This window comes from Enterobacter cloacae complex sp. HYC074_NIDB, from assembly GCF_056673345.1.
The window spans coordinates 3058771-3076526 of record NZ_CP114214.1 but is presented as its reverse complement, the minus strand read 5'-3'; the positions used below and the strand labels follow the sequence as shown (position 1 = coordinate 3076526).

18 protein-coding genes are annotated in these 17756 nt (G+C 47.6%); 10 read left to right on the top strand and 8 right to left on the bottom strand.

Translation table 11 applies throughout. The features are described 5' to 3' along the window. The first annotated feature begins 2 nt into the window (after positions 1-2). From rfbA to ugd, 9 genes are all read left to right on the top strand, one after another. On the top strand, positions 3-881 hold the full coding sequence (rfbA, locus tag O1724_RS14965) for a glucose-1-phosphate thymidylyltransferase RfbA (protein ID WP_045896140.1): 879 nt from the start codon (positions 3-5) through the stop codon (positions 879-881). Between the two features lie 3 nt (positions 882-884). Then, positions 885-1421 carry a dTDP-4-dehydrorhamnose 3,5-epimerase gene (gene rfbC / locus O1724_RS14960; protein ID WP_045896139.1) on the top strand — a complete coding sequence of 179 codons (537 nt, stop codon included), beginning with the start codon at positions 885-887 and terminating at the stop codon, positions 1419-1421. A gap of 47 nt (positions 1422-1468) precedes the next feature. Further along, positions 1469-2596 (top strand): hypothetical protein, encoded by a 1128-nt coding sequence (locus tag O1724_RS14955; protein WP_126297251.1) that lies wholly within the window; start codon positions 1469-1471, stop codon positions 2594-2596. Then, positions 2589-3425, top strand: a complete 837-nt coding sequence (locus O1724_RS14950; protein WP_049126683.1) for a polysaccharide pyruvyl transferase family protein — start codon at positions 2589-2591, stop codon at positions 3423-3425. The genes O1724_RS14955 and O1724_RS14950 overlap by 8 nt, the downstream gene beginning before the upstream one ends. Before the next feature lie 28 nt (positions 3426-3453). Then, entirely contained in the window at positions 3454-4509 is a 1056-nt protein-coding gene (locus O1724_RS14945; protein WP_061856585.1) for an EpsG family protein, read from the top strand. Further along, a complete protein-coding gene (locus O1724_RS14940; protein WP_072050905.1) occupies positions 4506-5324 on the top strand; it encodes a glycosyltransferase family 2 protein in 819 nt (272 codons plus the stop codon). The genes O1724_RS14945 and O1724_RS14940 overlap by 4 nt, the downstream gene beginning before the upstream one ends. A gap of 33 nt (positions 5325-5357) precedes the next feature. Continuing rightward, on the top strand, positions 5358-6440 hold the full coding sequence (locus O1724_RS14935) for a DUF1972 domain-containing protein (protein ID WP_126297252.1): 1083 nt from the start codon (positions 5358-5360) through the stop codon (positions 6438-6440). Between the two features lie 135 nt (positions 6441-6575). Next, positions 6576-7982: an NADP-dependent phosphogluconate dehydrogenase gene (gene gndA, locus O1724_RS14930; protein ID WP_045896134.1), complete on the top strand. Its 1407-nt coding sequence runs from the start codon at positions 6576-6578 to the stop codon at positions 7980-7982. Positions 7983-8206: 224 nt separating this feature from the next. After that, positions 8207-9373: a UDP-glucose 6-dehydrogenase gene (gene ugd, locus O1724_RS14925; RefSeq protein ID WP_045343191.1), complete on the top strand. Its 1167-nt coding sequence runs from the start codon at positions 8207-8209 to the stop codon at positions 9371-9373. A gap of 49 nt (positions 9374-9422) precedes the next feature. On the opposite strand, the gene O1724_RS14920 is transcribed toward ugd, so the two are convergent. After that, entirely contained in the window at positions 9423-10427 is a 1005-nt protein-coding gene (locus O1724_RS14920; protein WP_126297253.1) for an NAD-dependent epimerase, read from the bottom strand. A 192-nt stretch (positions 10428-10619) separates the two neighbouring features. Between O1724_RS14920 and wzzB the strand changes: the two genes are divergently transcribed. Continuing rightward, a complete protein-coding gene (gene wzzB, locus O1724_RS14915; protein ID WP_045896129.1) occupies positions 10620-11600 on the top strand; it encodes an LPS O-antigen chain length determinant protein WzzB in 981 nt (326 codons plus the stop codon). Positions 11601-11638: 38 nt separating this feature from the next. On the opposite strand, the gene hisIE is transcribed toward wzzB, so the two are convergent. The 7 genes from hisIE to hisD are packed head-to-tail and all read right to left on the bottom strand — an operon-like array spanning position 11639 to position 17755. Further along, complete coding sequence (gene hisIE, locus O1724_RS14910) at positions 11639-12250, bottom strand: bifunctional phosphoribosyl-AMP cyclohydrolase/phosphoribosyl-ATP diphosphatase HisIE (protein WP_116290963.1); 612 nt, start codon at positions 12248-12250, stop codon at positions 11639-11641. Then, the gene (gene hisF / locus O1724_RS14905) at positions 12244-13020 is read right to left on the bottom strand and encodes an imidazole glycerol phosphate synthase subunit HisF (RefSeq protein WP_058659479.1); all 777 of its coding nucleotides are present in this window, start codon (positions 13018-13020) and stop codon (positions 12244-12246) included. The genes hisIE and hisF overlap by 7 nt, the downstream gene beginning before the upstream one ends. Further along, positions 13002-13739: a 1-(5-phosphoribosyl)-5-[(5-phosphoribosylamino)methylideneamino]imidazole-4-carboxamide isomerase gene (gene hisA / locus O1724_RS14900; RefSeq protein ID WP_126297254.1), complete on the bottom strand. Its 738-nt coding sequence runs from the start codon at positions 13737-13739 to the stop codon at positions 13002-13004. Before hisA ends, hisF begins: the two co-directional genes overlap by 19 nt. Beyond that, entirely contained in the window at positions 13739-14329 is a 591-nt protein-coding gene (gene hisH / locus O1724_RS14895) for an imidazole glycerol phosphate synthase subunit HisH (RefSeq protein ID WP_126297255.1), read from the bottom strand. The genes hisA and hisH overlap by 1 nt, the downstream gene beginning before the upstream one ends. After that, positions 14329-15396 carry a bifunctional histidinol-phosphatase/imidazoleglycerol-phosphate dehydratase HisB gene (gene hisB / locus O1724_RS14890; protein WP_003859487.1) on the bottom strand — a complete coding sequence of 356 codons (1068 nt, stop codon included), beginning with the start codon at positions 15394-15396 and terminating at the stop codon, positions 14329-14331. The genes hisH and hisB overlap by 1 nt, the downstream gene beginning before the upstream one ends. Continuing rightward, positions 15393-16454: a histidinol-phosphate transaminase gene (gene hisC / locus O1724_RS14885; RefSeq protein ID WP_045337604.1), complete on the bottom strand. Its 1062-nt coding sequence runs from the start codon at positions 16452-16454 to the stop codon at positions 15393-15395. The genes hisB and hisC overlap by 4 nt, the downstream gene beginning before the upstream one ends. Further along, complete coding sequence (gene hisD / locus O1724_RS14880) at positions 16451-17755, bottom strand: histidinol dehydrogenase (RefSeq protein WP_126297256.1); 1305 nt, start codon at positions 17753-17755, stop codon at positions 16451-16453. The genes hisC and hisD overlap by 4 nt, the downstream gene beginning before the upstream one ends. Position 17756: the final 1 nt, after the last annotated feature.

Genomic DNA, 17756 nt, shown 5'->3' with positions numbered 1-17756 from the left:
TAATGGCTACACGAAAAGGTATTATCCTTGCCGGCGGATCCGGCACTCGTCTCTACCCAGTGACCATGGCGGTTAGCAAGCAACTACTGCCAATTTACGACAAACCCATGATTTACTACCCGTTGTCTACGCTGATGCTGGCAGGGATTAAAGATATTCTGATCATTAGTACGCCGCAGGATACTCCGCGCTTTGAGCAGTTGCTCGGTAACGGCAGCCAGTGGGGGTTAAACCTTCAATATAAAGTCCAGCCAAGCCCGGACGGACTGGCACAGGCCTTTATCATTGGCGAAGAGTTTATTGGTGACGATAGCTGTGCGCTGGTGCTGGGCGATAATATTTTCTATGGTCATGACTTGCCGAAACAGCTGGAAGCCGCAGTAAACAAAGGTGATGGTGCAACCGTATTCGCCTACCACGTTAATGATCCTGAACGTTATGGTGTGGTGGAGTTCGATAAGGATGGCACGGCAATTAGCCTGGAAGAGAAACCGCTGGAGCCGAAGAGCAACTATGCCGTAACGGGACTCTATTTCTATGATAACGATGTAGTGGAGATGGCGAAGAACCTGAAGCCTTCTGCACGCGGTGAGCTGGAAATTACCGACATTAACCGTATTTATCTGGAACAGGGGCGTTTGTCCGTTGCGATGATGGGGCGTGGCTATGCGTGGCTGGATACAGGAACCCATCAGAGCCTGATCGAGGCGAGCAATTTTATTGCAACGATTGAAGAGCGTCAGGGGCTGAAAGTGTCCTGCCCTGAAGAGATTGCGTATCGCAAAGGGTTTATTGATGCTGAGCAGGTGAAGAAGCTGGCTGAACCATTGAAGAAAAATGCCTATGGCCAATACCTGCTGAAGATGATTAAAGGTTATTAAGACATGAACGTAATTAAAACTAATATTCCTGATGTGCTGATTTTTGAACCAAAGGTATTTGGTGACGATCGTGGTTTTTTCTTTGAAAGTTTCAGCCAAAAAGTATTTGAAGAGGCGGTAGGTCGTAAAGTCGAGTTTGTGCAGGATAATCATTCTAAATCTTGTAAAGGCGTTTTGCGTGGTCTGCATTATCAACTGGAACCGTACGCACAGGGTAAATTGGTGCGTTGTGTCGCTGGGGAAGTATTTGATGTAGCGGTTGATATTCGAAAATCTTCACCTACTTATGGGAGCTGGGTAGGGTTTTATCTTTCTGCTGAAAATAAACGACAATTATGGATCCCTGAAGGGTTCGCTCATGGTTTCTACGTGATAAGTGACACTGCGGAATTCGTATATAAAACAACCAACTATTATCATCCGGATAGTGATCGTGGTATAAAATGGGATGATACAACGATTGGTATTAATTGGCCTTTAAGTGAAAAACCTAGCTTATCAGCAAAAGATGCTAATCAGTCGAATTTTATCGATCTATGACATACAATAAAAAAGCACAAAGCCTCATTTTTACTGTGGACCAGATTATGGACTCTGGTCTTATATTTCTTTTTATCGCAATTGGCGGAAATTTACTTAGTGGGACAGAGATGGCAAAGGTTGTTGTCGCTCAGTCTATTGCCTTAGTATGTGTATTATTTTGTTCTTGTTTTACAACACAGTATCTTTTGCTAAGATATAAAAACCAAACTCATAGTTATTGGTTAAAGTTGTTTTTATTCTTTGTGGTTATTACTGCTGCTATTATTGTTGTTTGGTTCAAGTCACCTCTGATACTGTCACTTTTTGTTATAGGTATTGTCTCTGAATTTTTTAAACGTTATTGCTATTATACTGATAAGTCATTGATATCTGGTTGCGCAATGATCTCAACAGCCACGATATTTACAGTAATGATGCTTTTGGCATGGTTTAAAATAATAACTTTCGATTCTACTAGCTATGTTTATTTCTATTGCCTAGCAAAATTTCTCCCTTTTTTAATAGTGGTTCCGTTTTTCTTCAAAAGCAAACAAAAAAGCAAAGCCCATGCTGTGTGTAATGATCCTTTCAAGCATATAATTCAGGATTCTTTGAAGCTGGGAGGGGTATTCTCAATAATCACGATCATTTATTGGGTCACTAACCAAGGCTTTTTTATCCTTTTCAAAAATGAAATTCCAGCAAATGAATTAGTAAAGTTAAGAATTACTCAAAATGTATTCGGCATTGTAACAATGTTGATAACATTGTACGATTCAATATTTCTCAAAAGTAATATCAACAATGATGAGAAAATATTTATCTGGAAAAAATATTTTCATTTTATATTTGTTGCTATAGGTTTGATCATTGTCAATTACTTAATACTCTATTTTCTTTCTATAACCATTTATATTCACATTGATGTTTTTGAATATGCCTTTTATCTTGCTATGGGACAATTATTTTATTTGTTTTCACGGATGCCTATTTTAATAATGAAGTTAAGATATAATCTCACACTGATATTAATATTGTACTTAGTGTCTCTGTTTATATCATTTGCTTATCTTTTGTTAAATAAAAACAATAGTGATTTCCAATACATTGTAGAGTCGATAGCACTCGCCAATTTCCTAATATTTGTTTTCTCATTGATCATCGTTTCTAAAAAGGAAAAACAACATGGGTAAGTATACTGAGGCATTTTTTGCTCTGTCGACTGAGTTCAAAGATCGATTGTTAGCAATTGGAAAAGATAAAGTGCCTGTTAATTATTACACTCGACATAATAATTGGGGTGATCAGCTTAACAAATATTTGATTGAGAAAATAACGAAGAAAACGGTAGTAAAAAATAATTTCAAACAATCACCTCATATACTTGCGATCGGTAGTGTTTTGTCCAGTGCATCGTCAAAAAGTATAATATGGGGAAGTGGTTTTATATCCAAGGATGCCCCGTTAAAAACCAAAGATTTAGATATTAGATCTGTACGTGGTGTTTTAACTCGTAATCGTCTGAGGAATGAATTTGGTATCAATTGCCCAGATGTGCTGGGGGATCCTGCTGTGTTGCTTCCTCTGTTCTATGATGCGAAACACATTACCAAAAAATACAAAGTGGGAGTAATTCCACATTACAAAGATAAAGAATTGCCTGCGGTGCAGTCATTACTCAAAAACGGTTGTGTTTTGGTTGATATTCAGAATGATATTGAACCATTTATTGATAAAATGAATGAGTGCGAATTCATTATTTCCTCCTCACTACATGGGTTGATAGCCGCAGATACTTATGGCATACCTAATCTTTGGGTTGCTTTTAGTGACAAAGTTCTTGGAGGTGAATATAAATTCTGTGATTACTATAGTACCACTGATAACAATGCGCCGAAGGTATGTATCGTTAGCGGAGCTGGCAATTATTCGCTTGAAGATTTATTAGCAAAGTGTCGTTGTAACCAATTTACTCGTAGTAAAGAAGATTTGCTTAAGGCGTTTCCTACTGAATATCGATAACTGTTCTACTTCTTAGATGAGTTTTTAAATGCTAATAGCACTACTCGCAATATTACTTTTACTACAATTCCTTTCGTTATATCTTGAAGGTAATAAAGTAAATTCTCAGGTTTTAAATAGATTTTTATCATTTTTTGTATTTCTTACACTTCTGGTGCTATTTTTATTCAAAAATGAATATTTTGGTGCTGATACCAAGAACTATCTAAATGAATTTACGGACTATTGTTTAAATCCAGAATCTTACACTGGCTTAGACTATACCTATAAAATAATCTTTAACCTTTTGAATTTTTTAATGGCCGAAAGATGTGAAGTGAATTGGATAATTTGGCTATGGCCGTATTTTGTTATTAGCATTATTTTCATTACAACGCTGGTATTTAAGCTTGATAAACTGATAATAATAACGCTCTTCTCTTCATTTATTGGTATTGAATTATTAACAAATGCCATGAGGCAAGGGTTTTCAATTGCAATACTTTTTTTATCTTTTTCATTTTATTTCAAACGACGCTATGTTTCTTTTGGAGTCCTGGCTGCACTATCTCTACTTTTTCATCAGGCATCTGCACTAATTATTGTTATATTTATAATATCAAGGTTAAATTATAAGTTAATCGTTCCATCAATGGTAATGGGTATATTCTTATTATTTGGAACGGCATATCTAGATTTTGTGCCAGGTGTATTAAGTTTCAAAGCTTCAATTTATAAATATATGCCATATGCCAGTGATGATTTTATCGTAAGGTTAATTAGTCTAATAAATTTAATGCTAACTTTTTTTGTTTATTTGTCCTTTGCAAGAAAGTTCTTAGTAAAAGATGTCCTTACATTAAATGTTATTATTAACATAGTTGCTATATGCTCAATAGTTTCAATCGTGCCATATTTAGGCTTTAGAGTGGTTTACGGAGTATATCCTTTATTTTTATTAATGACGTATATTAGCGTTAAACGGTATAGTCAACAATCGTACAAATTTCTTTCATATGTGACATGTGGTAACATCTTTATTACCATTTTGTGGTTATGTGGTTCGGCTCATATGCGTGCAATACCTTTTGTGAGTATAATATGAAAACAAGAGAATTTGGTATCTCTGTTGTAATTCCATCTTATAATAGAATTGATACTTTACTTAGAGCTGTAGATTCAATTGATTCTTGTCAAAAAGAAAAGGTGGAGATTATAGTTGTAGATGATTGCTCAGATTTTGATATTTATTCGGTGTTACAGCGTTATAATAAAAATAATATTCCAATTCGTATTTTTAAAAATAGCACAAATAAAGGGCCACAGGTCTCCAGAAATGTAGGGATTAGGCGTGCTTCATTTGAGTTTGTTGCGTTCCTCGACTCAGATGATTATTTTAGCCCTGATAAGATTGACTGGCTTTTACAAATTTTAGCGAATCAAGACATTGATCTTTTATATCATGCCGTTGATGGTTGCGAAAAGTACAATAAAATCTCAAATTTATGGTTTAAAACTTTCGGTAAATTACTCCATTTTCGCTGGTTTATATGTCTCCTTAATCCATGTGTAACGCCTAGTGTGGTGATTAGAGTTAAAAAATGCCTTTTTAATCCAACATTAAGATATTCGGAAGATTATGCATTTCTTTTATCATATGTAGAATCCACAACTAGGGTTAAGTATTGTGATAGCGTGCATACTACGGTACCACGAGCAATTGGTACTACTGGCGGGGTGTCTGGTAATTTAATTAAAATGCGTAAAGGTGAAATTAAAGGTAAGGAAAATCTACTTCGGAAAAACAACGTATCACATATTTTCCAGTATGCCCTTTCTTTAATTTTTGTCAGTGCTCGTGTATTATCTGATTTAATACGAAAAAGATATAATTTCAAAGACTTTATCAAATCAAATTGAAATGCATATCCTTGCTAAGGATTTAGGTTTTATATGCGTAATGAGAATGCAAAAAAAAATATCGATATCATTGGGATTGTGGGGGTGCCGGCTTGTTATGGTGGTTTTGAGTCACTTGTTCAAAATCTTGTTGATCATCAAAGTGAAAAAATTAATTATACGATTTATTGCTCTGGAAAGTCTTATAAGTCAAAAAGTAAAAATTATAAAGACGCTCAACTTAAATATGTACCATTGAAGGCTAACGGCAGTTCGAGTATCCCTTATGATATATTCTCACTGATGAGATCCATGTTCTGTAAGCCTGATGTTGTTCTCGTGCTAGGTGTTTCAGGTTGTATTTTTTTGCCTCTTTTTAAATTCTTTTCTTCAGCTAAGATTATTACAAATATTGATGGGCTTGAATGGCGACGTGATAAATGGGGGAAATTTGCAAAATGGTTCTTGAAATATTCGGAAAAAATTGCGGTTCATTATTCTGATACTATAATTGCAGATAACGAAGCGATATCAAACTATGTGTTAAAAGAATATGGAGTTAAAAGTAGTGTGATAGCTTATGGTGGCGATCATGCTATCGGGAATAAAGTAGTGTCTCAAGATAAGGATAATTATTACTTTACAGTTTGTCGCATAGAGCCAGAAAATAATATTGAAATGATCCTTGAAGCATTCAGCCAGACAAATAGCTGCTTTAAAATGGTAGGTAACTGGAATTCAAGCGCGTATGGGCGTGAACTAAGAAATCGATATAGTCCTTTCAAAAATATTGAATTGCTGGATCCGATATATGACATCAACATTCTCTTTGAGTACAGAAGTAAGTGTCGAGGATACATTCATGGTCATTCTGCTGGGGGAACAAATCCTTCATTAGTAGAAGCAATGCATTTCAATACGGCTATTTTTGCGTTTGATTGTGATTTCAATAGGTATTCCACTGAGAATTCAGCCTTTTACTTTAAAAATTCTAAAGAACTAGTTAACTTGTTGGAACAACGATCACAGGTGCTCCACACAGCTGAAGATGAGATTTGCGCAAATAAATTAAAGCATATTGCGGACCAACGATATACTTGGATTAATGTTACTAAACAATATGAAGATCTGTACTGATACATGAAAAATGTCAGTGCGGAAAAGCCTTTAAGGCACAACTTTACTACACAGTTGCGGCTAATTTGAGTTAACATAATTGATACATTCAAGCCACGTCTTTTGCGTGGCGACCACACCTGACAGGAGTATGTAATGTCCAAGCAACAGATCGGCGTTGTCGGTATGGCAGTGATGGGGCGCAACCTGGCGCTCAACATCGAAAGCCGTGGTTATACCGTCTCCGTTTTCAACCGCTCCCGTGATAAGACCGAAGAAGTCATCGCTGAGAATTCAGGCAAAAAACTGGTTCCTTTCTATACGGTTAAAGAGTTCGTTGAGTCTCTGGAAACACCTCGTCGTATCCTGTTAATGGTGAAAGCGGGCGCAGGAACCGACGCTGCTATCGATTCACTTAAACCGTATCTTGATAAAGGCGACATCATTATCGATGGCGGCAACACCTTCTTCCAGGACACCATTCGTCGTAACCGTGAACTGTCTGCTGAAGGCTTTAACTTCATTGGTACTGGCGTATCCGGCGGTGAAGAAGGCGCTCTGAAAGGTCCATCCATCATGCCTGGCGGTCAGAAAGAAGCGTACGAACTGGTTGCGCCAATCCTGACTAAAATCGCAGCCGTTGCTGAAGACGGCGAGCCATGCGTGACATATATCGGTCCTGATGGCGCTGGTCATTACGTGAAAATGGTTCACAACGGCATTGAATATGGTGATATGCAGCTGATTGCTGAAGCCTACTCTCTGCTGAAGGGCGGTCTGAACCTCTCCAACGAGGAGCTCGCAAAGACCTTCACCGAGTGGAACAAAGGCGAGCTGAACAGCTACCTGATCGACATCACCAAAGATATCTTCACCAAGAAAGATGAAGAGGGTAAATACCTGGTTGATGTGATTCTGGATGAAGCCGCGAACAAAGGCACCGGGAAATGGACCAGCCAGAGCTCTCTGGATCTGGGTGAGCCACTGTCCCTGATCACCGAGTCTGTATTTGCACGTTATATCTCTTCTCTGAAAGAGCAGCGTGTGGCGGCATCTAAGGTGTTGTCTGGTCCTCAGGCCAAACCCGCTGGTGATAAAGCGGAGTTCGTTGAGAAAGTCCGTCGCGCGCTGTATCTGGGTAAAATCGTCTCTTACGCGCAGGGCTTCTCTCAGCTGCGTGCAGCTTCAGACGAGAACAACTGGGATCTGAACTACGGTGAGATTGCGAAGATCTTCCGTGCCGGCTGTATCATTCGTGCTCAGTTCCTGCAAAAAATCACCGATGCCTATGCTGAAAATGCGGGTATCGCAAACCTTCTGCTGGCACCTTACTTCAAGCAGATTGCTGACGAATATCAGCAGGCGCTGCGTGATGTGGTTGCGTACGCGGTGCAGAATGGTATCCCGGTTCCGACCTTCTCCGCTGCGGTGGCATACTACGACAGCTATCGTTCTGCCGTTCTGCCAGCTAACCTGATTCAGGCACAGCGTGACTACTTCGGTGCGCATACCTATAAGCGTACTGATAAAGAAGGCGTGTTCCACACCGAATGGCTGGAATGAGTTGATTGATTCGTTGTGAATATAACCCGGAGACCTCTCCGGGTTTTTTTATGCTAAAAATAACGATTCGTTTCGAAGTTGTCTGAATGTTTGTCCTCTCGCGGGGATTACTCCTGGTTTGCCTTGACAGTTCTGTCGGGCAGGAGGTACAAAGCCCAACAGCCAAGTTTATCGCGATGGTCAGGCGACCATCTGTTCAGTTAACTTAAAGAAGTCATTAGCGAATGAAAATAACTATCTCCGGAACAGGCTATGTCGGACTCTCGAACGGTATTCTGATTGCACAAAACCATGAAGTGGTTGCGCTGGACATCGTGCAGGCCAAAGTGGATATGCTCAATCAGAAGAAGTCTCCGATTGTCGATAAAGAGATTCAGGATTACCTTTCTAATAAGTCGCTTAATTTCCGCGCAACCACGGACAAAGAAGACGCATACCGCGATGCGGATTTCGTCATCATTGCCACGCCAACAGACTACGATCCTAAAACCAACTACTTCAATACCTCAACCGTTGAAGCGGTGATCAAAGACGTTACGGCAATCAACCCGAACGCAGTGATGATCATCAAGTCGACAATTCCAGTGGGTTTCACCAAATCGATTAAAGAAGAGTTGGGTATTGATAATGTCTTCTTCTCGCCGGAATTTCTCCGCGAGGGCAGGGCGTTATACGATAACCTGCACCCATCCCGTATCGTGATTGGCGAGCGTTCCGAGCGTGCGGAGCGTTTTGCTGCGTTGCTTCAGGAAGGCGCAATCAAAAAAGATATTCCGGTGCTGTTCACCGATTCCACCGAGGCAGAGGCCATTAAGCTTTTCGCTAATACCTATCTGGCGATGCGTGTGGCTTACTTCAACGAGCTGGACAGCTATGCCGAGAGCTTAGGTCTAAACACCCGTCAGATCATCGAGGGCGTGTGTCTTGACCCGCGTATCGGTAACCATTACAACAACCCGTCCTTCGGTTACGGCGGCTACTGTCTGCCAAAAGACACCAAGCAGTTGCTGGCTAACTATCAGGCGGTGCCGAACAACCTGATTTCCGCCATTGTGGATGCCAACCGCACGCGTAAAGACTTCATCTCGGATTCCATTCTCGCGCGTCAGCCGAAAGTGGTGGGCGTGTATCGCCTGATCATGAAGAGCGGTTCCGATAACTTCCGCGCTTCTTCCATTCAGGGGATCATGAAGCGTATTAAGGCGAAGGGCGTGCAGGTCATTATTTATGAACCGGCCATGCAGGAAGATGAGTTCTTCCATTCGCGTGTGATCCGCGATCTGGATGCGTTTAAGAAAGAAGCGGATGTAATTATCTCCAACCGTATGGCGGAAGAGCTCGCGGACGTGAAAGATAAAGTCTATACCCGCGATTTGTTCGGCAGCGACTGATCAAAATCGTGATATAAAAAAACCCGGCACTGTGCCGGGTTTTTTGTTTTTAAACGTTATAGAAGTTGCGGTACCAGTCGACGAAGTTTTTCACGCCTTCTTTGACTGAGGTTTGTGGTTTAAACCCAATAACGTCATACAGCGCTTTGGTGTCCGCACTGGTCTCCAGCACGTCCCCCGGCTGGATCGGCATCATATTTTTCACCGCTTCTTTCCCCAGCGCCTCTTCAAGCGCGGTGATGTAATCCATCAGTTCGACAGGTGAGCTGTTACCGATGTTATACACGCGATACGGGGCAGAGCTGGTTGCTGGCGAACCGGCTTCGACCGTCCAGTCGGCATCGGCCTGAGGAATAACGTCCTGTAGGCGGATAATCGCCTCCGCAATATCATCGATATAGGTGAAGTCGCGCTTCATCTTGCCGTAGTTGTATACGTCGATGCTGTTGCCTTCAATCATGGCTTTGGTGAATTTGAACAGCGCCATGTCCGGGCGTCCCCACGGGCCGTAGACGGTAAAGAAGCGCAGGCCAGTGGTCGGCAGGTTGTACAGATGCGAATAGGTATGCGACATCAGCTCGTTAGCTTTTTTGGTTGCCGCATACAGGGATACCGGATGATCCACGGAGTCGTCAGTAGAAAACGGCATCTTACGGTTGAGGCCGTAAACAGAACTGGATGAAGCATACAGAAGATGCTGAACCTTGTTGTGGCGACAGCCTTCCAGCACGTTCAGGTGACCTACCAGGTTCGCATCCGCATAGGCATGCGGGTTTTCCAGCGAGTAACGCACGCCCGCCTGGGCGGCAAGATGGATCACGCGGTCAAATTTTTCATTGGCGAAGAGCGCAGCCATGCCCTCGCGGTCCGCTAAGTCCAGCTTGTGGAAAGTGAAACTCTCGGATTTGAGCAGTTCGACGCGAGCGAGCTTGAGGTTTGGGTCATAGTAATCATTCAGATTATCAAGCCCAACAACTTCATGCCCTGCATCAAGCAGGCGCTTGCTGACATGAGAACCGATAAAGCCCGCGGCGCCCGTTACAAGAAATTTCATAGCTTCCCTCATTCACAGTGTTCTTGTTGATGTCCCAGGACATCAGAATCCGACTATGATAGCGCGTCGCACTTCACTTACATAACCCATCTTTCCGATATAACTCATCGGATTCTTATAGAAAAATCGCCAGCAACAGATACACTATGGAAACAAGATTGTTTTTGCCCTTTTTCATCTGTTAGGGATTGTATGACGCACAACAACGATAACCTGGTCACACGCAACAATGACCCGGAGCAAATTGATTTACTGGATTTAGTGCTACAGCTGTGGCGTGGTAAGTGGGTAATAGGGGCCGTTATTGCTGCTTTTATCGTTCTCGCCGTTGTTTACATCACTGTTGCTAAAGAGAAATGGACATCATCGGCTATCATTGCTCAACCTGATGCTGCTCAAATAGCTACTTATTCCAATGCGTTGAATATTCTCTATGGCGGTGCTGCTCCCTCAATGCTGGACATTCAATCTCGAGCTATCAGTCGTTTCAACTCTTCTTTCTCTGCTTTGGCACAAGCACTTGAGAATCAGGAAGACCCCGAAGAACTGACTATTGAACCTACTGTAAAAGGTCAAGGTTTACCTTTGACCGTAACCTACCAGGGGGAGACAGCTGAAGCGGCACAAAAGCAGCTTGCGCAATATATCCAGCAGATCGATGAACAGACAGCAAAAGAACTGACGCTTGACCTCAATGACAATCTCAAGCAGCAGATCACAACCCTGAACGACTCCCTCCAGAACCAGGAGAAAGTCGCACAGGAGCAAAAAGATCTGCGTATTAAACAGATCACTGAGTCATTTAAGAATGCGGAAGCCGCGAAGATTACTACACCCCAGATTCAGCAAACACAGGATGTGACTCAAGAAACTATGTTCCTGTTGGGGACAGCAGCGCTGAAATCAATGATTGATAACGAAGCGTCACGTCCGCTGGTCTTCTCAGGCGCTTACTACCAAACCAAACAGAACTTACTGGATATCCAGAATCTCAACGTTAACCCAGACACTATTCACGTCTATCGTTACGTCATGAAGCCGAACCTTCCTATCCGACGCGACAGCCCGAAAATTGCTATTACCCTCATCCTTGCCGTTCTCCTCGGCGGGATCATCGGTTCTGCTGTCGTCCTCGGCCGTAACGCGCTGAGAAACTACAAACCAAGAGCCTGATTTACACACAAAAAAAGACCGGGTTTCCCCGGTCTTTTTTATTTATGCCGTTTCCGCAAATTCTCAATCACCGTCGTTAAATCCAGCTCCTGATCCTGAAGCAGTACCAGCAGGTGATACATTAAATCCGACGCTTCGTTCGTCAGCTCCTCCCGATCATGCACGGTGGCCGCCAGCGCCGTTTCAACGCCTTCCTCACCCACTTTCTGCGCAATACGTTTGGTGCCGCTGGCGTACAGTTTCGCCGTGTACGAGCTCTCGGGATCCGCTGATTTACGCTCTGCCAGCAGCTGTTCCAGCTGATAGAGGAACAGCCACTGGTGGCTCGTCTCGCCGAAGCAGCTGCTGGTGCCTTTGTGGCAGGTAGGCCCAATCGGGTTGACCAGCACCAGCAGGGTGTCGTTGTCGCAATCTGGCGTAATGCTGACCACATTCAGGAAGTGACCCGAGGTTTCCCCTTTCGTCCACAGGCGCTGTTTGGTGCGCGAGAAAAACGTTACCTTGCCGCTGTCGAGCGTTTTTGTCAGTGCCTCCAGGTTCATGTATCCCAGCATCAGCACTTCGCCTGAAACGGCATGCTGTACAACCACCGGCAGTAATCCGTCAGTTTTTTCCCAGTCCAGCTGCGCCTGTTGTTGCTCTGTTAACATACCCTGATCTCCACGCCCTGGTCGGCCAGGTACGTTTTTAACTCACCAATATTGATAATCTGTTTATGGAACACGGAGGCGGCCAGCGCGCCGTCCACGTTCGCATCGCGGAAGGCTTGAAGGAAGTGTTCCATGGTGCCTGCGCCGCCGGAGGCAATCAGCGGAACCTGGCAGACCGCGCGCACTTTTTTCAGCTGCTCGAGGTCGTAGCCGTTACGAACGCCGTCCTGGTTCATCATGTTCAGAACGATTTCACCCGCACCGCGTTTTTGCACTTCCTGCACCCAGTCCAGCGTCTCCCATTGGGTGACGCGCGTGCGGCTTTCATCGCCGGTGTACTGGTTAACGTGATATTTTCCCGTCGCGGTATCAAACCAGGTGTCGATCCCCACGACAATGCACTGCACGCCAAAGCGGTCCGCCAGACGCGTAATCAGCGCCGGATCTGCAAGCGCAGGGGAGTTAATCGAAATTTTGTCCGCACCGAAAGAGAGAATTTTCGCCGCATCGTCAGCAGATTTAATCCCGCCCGCTACACAGAAGGGAATATCAATCACCTCTGCCACGCGCGCCACCCAGCTTTTGTCCACCACGCGGCCATCGCTGGAGGCGGTGATATCGTAAAATACCAGTTCGTCTGCGCCTTCTTCGGCATAGCGTTTTGCCAGCGGAACGATGTCGCCAATGATCTCGTGGTTGCGGAACTGCACGCCTTTTACAACCTGACCATCACGCACGTCCAGGCAGGGAATTATCCGTTTTGCCAGCATTGAATCGCCTCCTTCACCGTAAATTTGCCTTCCAGCAGCGCGCGACCCACGATCACGCCGCGTACACCGGTTCCGCGCAGAGCGGCGATATCCGCCAGGTCGCCGATACCGCCAGAGGACTGGAACGCCACCTGCGGATAACGCGCGCAAACCTCTTCATACAGCGAGACGTTAGAGCCTGCGAGCGTACCATCGCGTGAAATATCCGTGCACAGGACGTGCTTCAGCCCTACGGGGAGATACATCCCGACCAGCTCTTCCAGTGTTACGCCGGAGTTTTCCTGCCAGCCGCTGACCGCGACCTGCTTATTACCCTGCTCGTCAATGCGTACATCCAGCGCCAGCACCAGCGCATCCGTACCGAAGCGGCGGAACCAGCCCTTGACCGTCTCAGGATCTTTCACAGCGGTCGAACCGACCACCACGCGCGCCACGCCCGCGTCCAGTAAGGCGGCAACATCGGCTTCCGTACGCACGCCGCCGCCCACCTGCACCGGGACGTCCACGCCAGCCACCAGTGTTTTAAGCAGCGGGATCTGGCGCTTCGCCGGATCTTTCGCGCCGGTCAGATCGACCAGATGCAACACCTCAGCGCCCTCGGCGGCGTAAGCCTGTAATCGCGGCAGCGGGTCGTTGCCGTAATCGCGCTGCTGCCCGTAATCGCCCTGGTGGAGACGAACAACCGTGCCGTCAATTAAATCTAAAGCGGGAATTATCATCACATCTCCAGGAAATTTTTCAGCAGTTGCGCACCGGCGGCACCGGAGCGTTCCGGGTGAAACTGCACGCCGTAAAAGTTATCTTTCTGCACGGCGGCGGTGAACGCCTCGCCGTAATTGCACTGGGCGATGGTGTAGGTATTCACGGGCATGGCGTAGCTGTGGACGAAATAGAAGTACGCGCCGTCTTCAATATCCTGGAACAGCCTGTTGCCCGCCTTCGGATAAACGCGGTTCCAGCCCATGTGCGGCAGTGGCAGGCCGTGGTCGGTCATTTTCGGTACGTCTTCTTCAATAATGCCCAGCAGATCAACGCCGTTGCTCTCTTCGCTGCGGCGGCCAAGCAGCTGCATGCCGAGGCAAATGCCCAGCACCGGTTGAGTACAGGCTTTGATGAGATCTACCAGCTCGCGCTCATGGATCTGATCCATCGCCGCCTGGGCGGTGCCAACCCCCGGCAGAAAGAGTTTATCTGCGCGCAGAACCACGTCCGGGTCGCGGCTCACCACCGGCTCGTAGCCGTGGCGCATAATCGCCGACTGTACGGAGTTCAGATTGGCGCATCCGGTGTCCAGAATCACCACGTTCATTACAGCACTCCTTTCGACGAGGGCAGGGCGTCACCTTCCACGCGGATCGCCTGGCGCAGGGTACGGCCAAAGGCTTTGAACAGGCTCTCGACGCGGTGGTGATCGTTTTTGCCTTTGGTTTTCAGGTGCAGCGTCAGGCCCATAGTGTAAGAAAGCGAGCGGAAGAAGTGTTCCACCATCTCGGTGCTGAGATCGCCCACGCGCTGGTAGGTGAAGTCAGCTTTATATTCCAGGTGCGGACGTCCGGAGATATCCATCGCGCAGCGCGCCAGGCACTCGTCCATCGGCAGAACAAAGCCGAAGCGGTTGATGCCGCGCTTGTCGCCGAGCGCCAGCTTCAGGGCTTCGCCCAGCGCCAGGCCGGTATCTTCCACGGTGTGGTGATCGTCGATATACAGGTCGCCCTTAACCGTGATCTCCATACGGAAGCCGCCGTGCGTGGCGATTTGATCCAGCATGTGGTCAAAGAAACCGACGCCGGTGTGGATCTTGCTGCCGCCTTCGCGGTCGAGCCAGACCTTCACGTCGATCTGCGTCTCTTTGGTGTTGCGTTCAACGTGGGAATAGCGGTCGCGTCTGGTGAGCTGCTCGCCAATCATCGCCCAGTTTAGCGTGTCGCGGTTATAGCGCAGACCCGCAATGCCCATGTTTTCCGCCAGCGTGATATCCGTGACGCGATCGCCAATCACATAGCTGTTGGCTTTATCCAGCGCCTCTTCAGCCAGATAACGTTCAACAAGCTTCAATTTTGGCTTGCGGCAGTCGCACTCGTCGGCAGGCATATGCGGGCAGATCAGCACCTCGTCGAAGGCGATGCCCTGCGAGGTCAGCACCTGCATCATCAGGTTGTGCGGGCCGTCAAAGTCCGCCTGCGGGAAGCTGTCGGTGCCCAGACCGTCCTGGTTGGTGATCATCACCAGCTTATAGCCTGCTTTCTGAAGCTTCAGCAGCACCGGGATCACGTCGGGTTCAAACGCCAGCTTGTCGAAACGATCGACCTGAAAATCGCTGGGTGGCTCCGAGATGATGGTGCCGTCACGATCGATAAAGAGATACTTCTGACTCATACTTTCTCCGCTTTCAGGGCGTCAATCACGCGCTGGCTCTCTGCACGGGTGCCGACGGTAATACGCAGGCAGCCGCTCAGGGTAGGTTGTTTATTCTGGTCTCGTAAGATAATGCCCTGATCCCACAACGATTTAAATATCGCGCTTGAGGCGGTGAAGCGCACCAGGATGTAGTTGGTTTCCGAGTCGAACACCTCTTCCACGCACGGAATCGTTTTCAGGGCATCGACAAGATACTGACGCTCTTCCAGGATCTGCGCCACACGCTCGCGCATCGCGCTGATGCCCTGCGGGGCCAGCGCCTGTGCCGCAATATCGGCAACCGGCGTCGAGAGCGGATACGGGGCGATGACTTTCAGCAGCAGGTCGATAATTGCTTTATTTGCCAGCGTAAATCCACAGCGAAGGCCGGCGAGGGCGAAGGCTTTGGAAAGGGTACGCAGCACAACGAGATGCGGATACTCTTCAAGCCAGCCTGCCAGTGTCGCCTGTGGGCAGAACTCAATGTAGGCTTCGTCGGCCACGACCAGCGCTTTGCCGCGCGTCATTTCCAGCAGAGAACGGATATCCTGCGGATTGATAATCTGCCCGGTCGGGTTGTTCGGGCTACAGACAAACACCACCTTCACGCCGTCGAGGTTATCGGCAATGCCCTGCAAATCCAGCTGCCAGTTGTCCAGCGCCTGCACGTTGCGGCAGGCCACGCCAAAGGTTTCGGCGCTGACGCTGTACATGCCGTAGGTGGGCTGGCAGTACATCACCGCGTCTTTACCCGGCTCGCAGAAGGCGCGGATCAGCAGCTCAATCCCTTCATCCGCCCCACGGCTGACCAGCACCTGCTCAGGCTTTACGCCTGCATACTGCGCATAGTTCTCGATCACCGCTTTCGGCTGACACTCCGGGTAGCGGTTCAGCGTCTGCTGCGAGAGCTCAAAGGCCACCGCCGTGGGATATTCGTTGGCATTCAGCCAGACATCGCCGTTGCCGCCAAGACGACGCGCAGACTGATAGGGCGTCAGGCGACGGACATTTTCGCGGGCTAATTCTTCGATGTTCATGCTTGCTCCTTCAGGGCGGCAACGCGCAGCGTCACGGCATTTTTGTGGGCAGTCAGGCGCTCGGCGGCGGCCAGGGTTTCAATGGTCGACGCCAGCGAGGCAAATCCCTCGCGGGAGAGTTCCTGCACGGTCATGCGCTTCTGGAAATCCGCCAGCCCCAGGCTGGAGCAGGTTGAGGTATAGCCATACGTGGGCAGCACGTGGTTGGTGCCGGAGGCGTAATCCCCGGCGGATTCCGGTGACCAGTCCCCGAGGAACACTGAGCCTGCGCTGGTTATGCTGTCGACCAGATCGCGCGCGTTACGGGTCTGAATAATCAGGTGCTCAGGACCGTACTGGTTGGAGATGGCGATGCACTGGTCAAGATCGCGGGCCACAATCAGGCGGCTGGCCAATAGCGCCTGACGCGCCGTTTCCGCACGCGGCAGGTCAGCCAGCTGACGCTCAACGGCGTCGCCCACGCGTTTTGCCATGTCGGCATCTGGCGTCAGTAAAATCACCTGCGAGTCAGGGCCGTGCTCGGCCTGCGAGAGCAGGTCAGAGGCCACGAAATCTGGTGTAGCGCCGCTGTCGGCAATCACCAGCACTTCAGACGGACCGGCAGGCATATCAATCGCCGCGCCGTCCAGACGCTGGCTGACCTGACGCTTCGCTTCGGTTACGTACGCATTGCCCGGACCAAAGATTTTGTCGACCTTAGGAATGGATCCCGTCCCGAACGCCAGGGCGGAAATCGCCTGCGCACCGCCCACTTTATAAATTGCCTGCACGCCGCACAGCTTCGCCGCGTACAGGATCTCGTCGGCGATCGGTGGCGGAGAGCAGAGCACCACCTTCTGACAACCGGCAATACGTGCCGGGGTGGCCAGCATCAGGACGGTCGAAAACAGCGGAGCAGAGCCGCCGGGAATATAGAGGCCAACGGACGCCACCGGGCGCGTCACCTGCTGGCAGCGCACGCCGGGCAGGGTTTCCACATCCACCGCCTGCAATTTCTGCGCGGTGTGGAAGGTATCAATATTTTTCACCGCGACGGCCATCGCCTGTTTGATGTCATCACCCAGACGATTGCTGGCATCATTGATTTCCTGCTCGGTAACCTGTAAAGCGCCGACTTCCGTCTTGTCAAACTTTGCGCTGTACTCGCGCAGCGCGTCGTCCCCGCGGGCTTTGACGTTATCGAGGATCTCCGCCACGGTGCGGGTGATGCTCTCCGAAGCGGAAATTGCCGGGCGCATCAGCAGCTCGCGCTGTTGCGCGTCGCTACAGGTATTCCAGTCGATGATTGTGTTAAAGCTCATG

Excerpts from the sequence above, each read along its gene's own strand:
- rfbA (WP_045896140.1), top strand. The coding sequence starts at position 3 with ATGGCTACACGAAAAGGTATTATCCTTGCCGGCGGATCCGGCACTCGT.
- rfbC (WP_045896139.1), top strand. The coding sequence starts at position 885 with ATGAACGTAATTAAAACTAATATTCCTGATGTGCTGATTTTTGAACCA.
- O1724_RS14955 (WP_126297251.1), top strand. The coding sequence starts at position 1,469 with ATGGACTCTGGTCTTATATTTCTTTTTATCGCAATTGGCGGAAATTTA.
- O1724_RS14950 (WP_049126683.1), top strand. The coding sequence starts at position 2,589 with ATGGGTAAGTATACTGAGGCATTTTTTGCTCTGTCGACTGAGTTCAAA.
- O1724_RS14945 (WP_061856585.1), top strand. The coding sequence starts at position 3,454 with ATGCTAATAGCACTACTCGCAATATTACTTTTACTACAATTCCTTTCG.
- O1724_RS14940 (WP_072050905.1), top strand. The coding sequence starts at position 4,506 with ATGAAAACAAGAGAATTTGGTATCTCTGTTGTAATTCCATCTTATAAT.
- O1724_RS14935 (WP_126297252.1), top strand. The coding sequence starts at position 5,358 with ATGCGTAATGAGAATGCAAAAAAAAATATCGATATCATTGGGATTGTG.
- gndA (WP_045896134.1), top strand. The coding sequence starts at position 6,576 with ATGTCCAAGCAACAGATCGGCGTTGTCGGTATGGCAGTGATGGGGCGC.
- ugd (WP_045343191.1), top strand. The coding sequence starts at position 8,207 with ATGAAAATAACTATCTCCGGAACAGGCTATGTCGGACTCTCGAACGGT.
- O1724_RS14920 (WP_126297253.1), bottom strand. The coding sequence starts at position 10,427 with ATGAAATTTCTTGTAACGGGCGCCGCGGGCTTTATCGGTTCTCATGTC.
- wzzB (WP_045896129.1), top strand. The coding sequence starts at position 10,620 with ATGACGCACAACAACGATAACCTGGTCACACGCAACAATGACCCGGAG.
- hisIE (WP_116290963.1), bottom strand. The coding sequence starts at position 12,250 with ATGTTAACAGAGCAACAACAGGCGCAGCTGGACTGGGAAAAAACTGAC.
- hisF (WP_058659479.1), bottom strand. The coding sequence starts at position 13,020 with ATGCTGGCAAAACGGATAATTCCCTGCCTGGACGTGCGTGATGGTCAG.
- hisA (WP_126297254.1), bottom strand. The coding sequence starts at position 13,739 with ATGATAATTCCCGCTTTAGATTTAATTGACGGCACGGTTGTTCGTCTC.
- hisH (WP_126297255.1), bottom strand. The coding sequence starts at position 14,329 with ATGAACGTGGTGATTCTGGACACCGGATGCGCCAATCTGAACTCCGTA.
- hisB (WP_003859487.1), bottom strand. The coding sequence starts at position 15,396 with ATGAGTCAGAAGTATCTCTTTATCGATCGTGACGGCACCATCATCTCG.
- hisC (WP_045337604.1), bottom strand. The coding sequence starts at position 16,454 with ATGAACATCGAAGAATTAGCCCGCGAAAATGTCCGTCGCCTGACGCCC.
- hisD (WP_126297256.1), bottom strand. The coding sequence starts at position 17,755 with ATGAGCTTTAACACAATCATCGACTGGAATACCTGTAGCGACGCGCAA.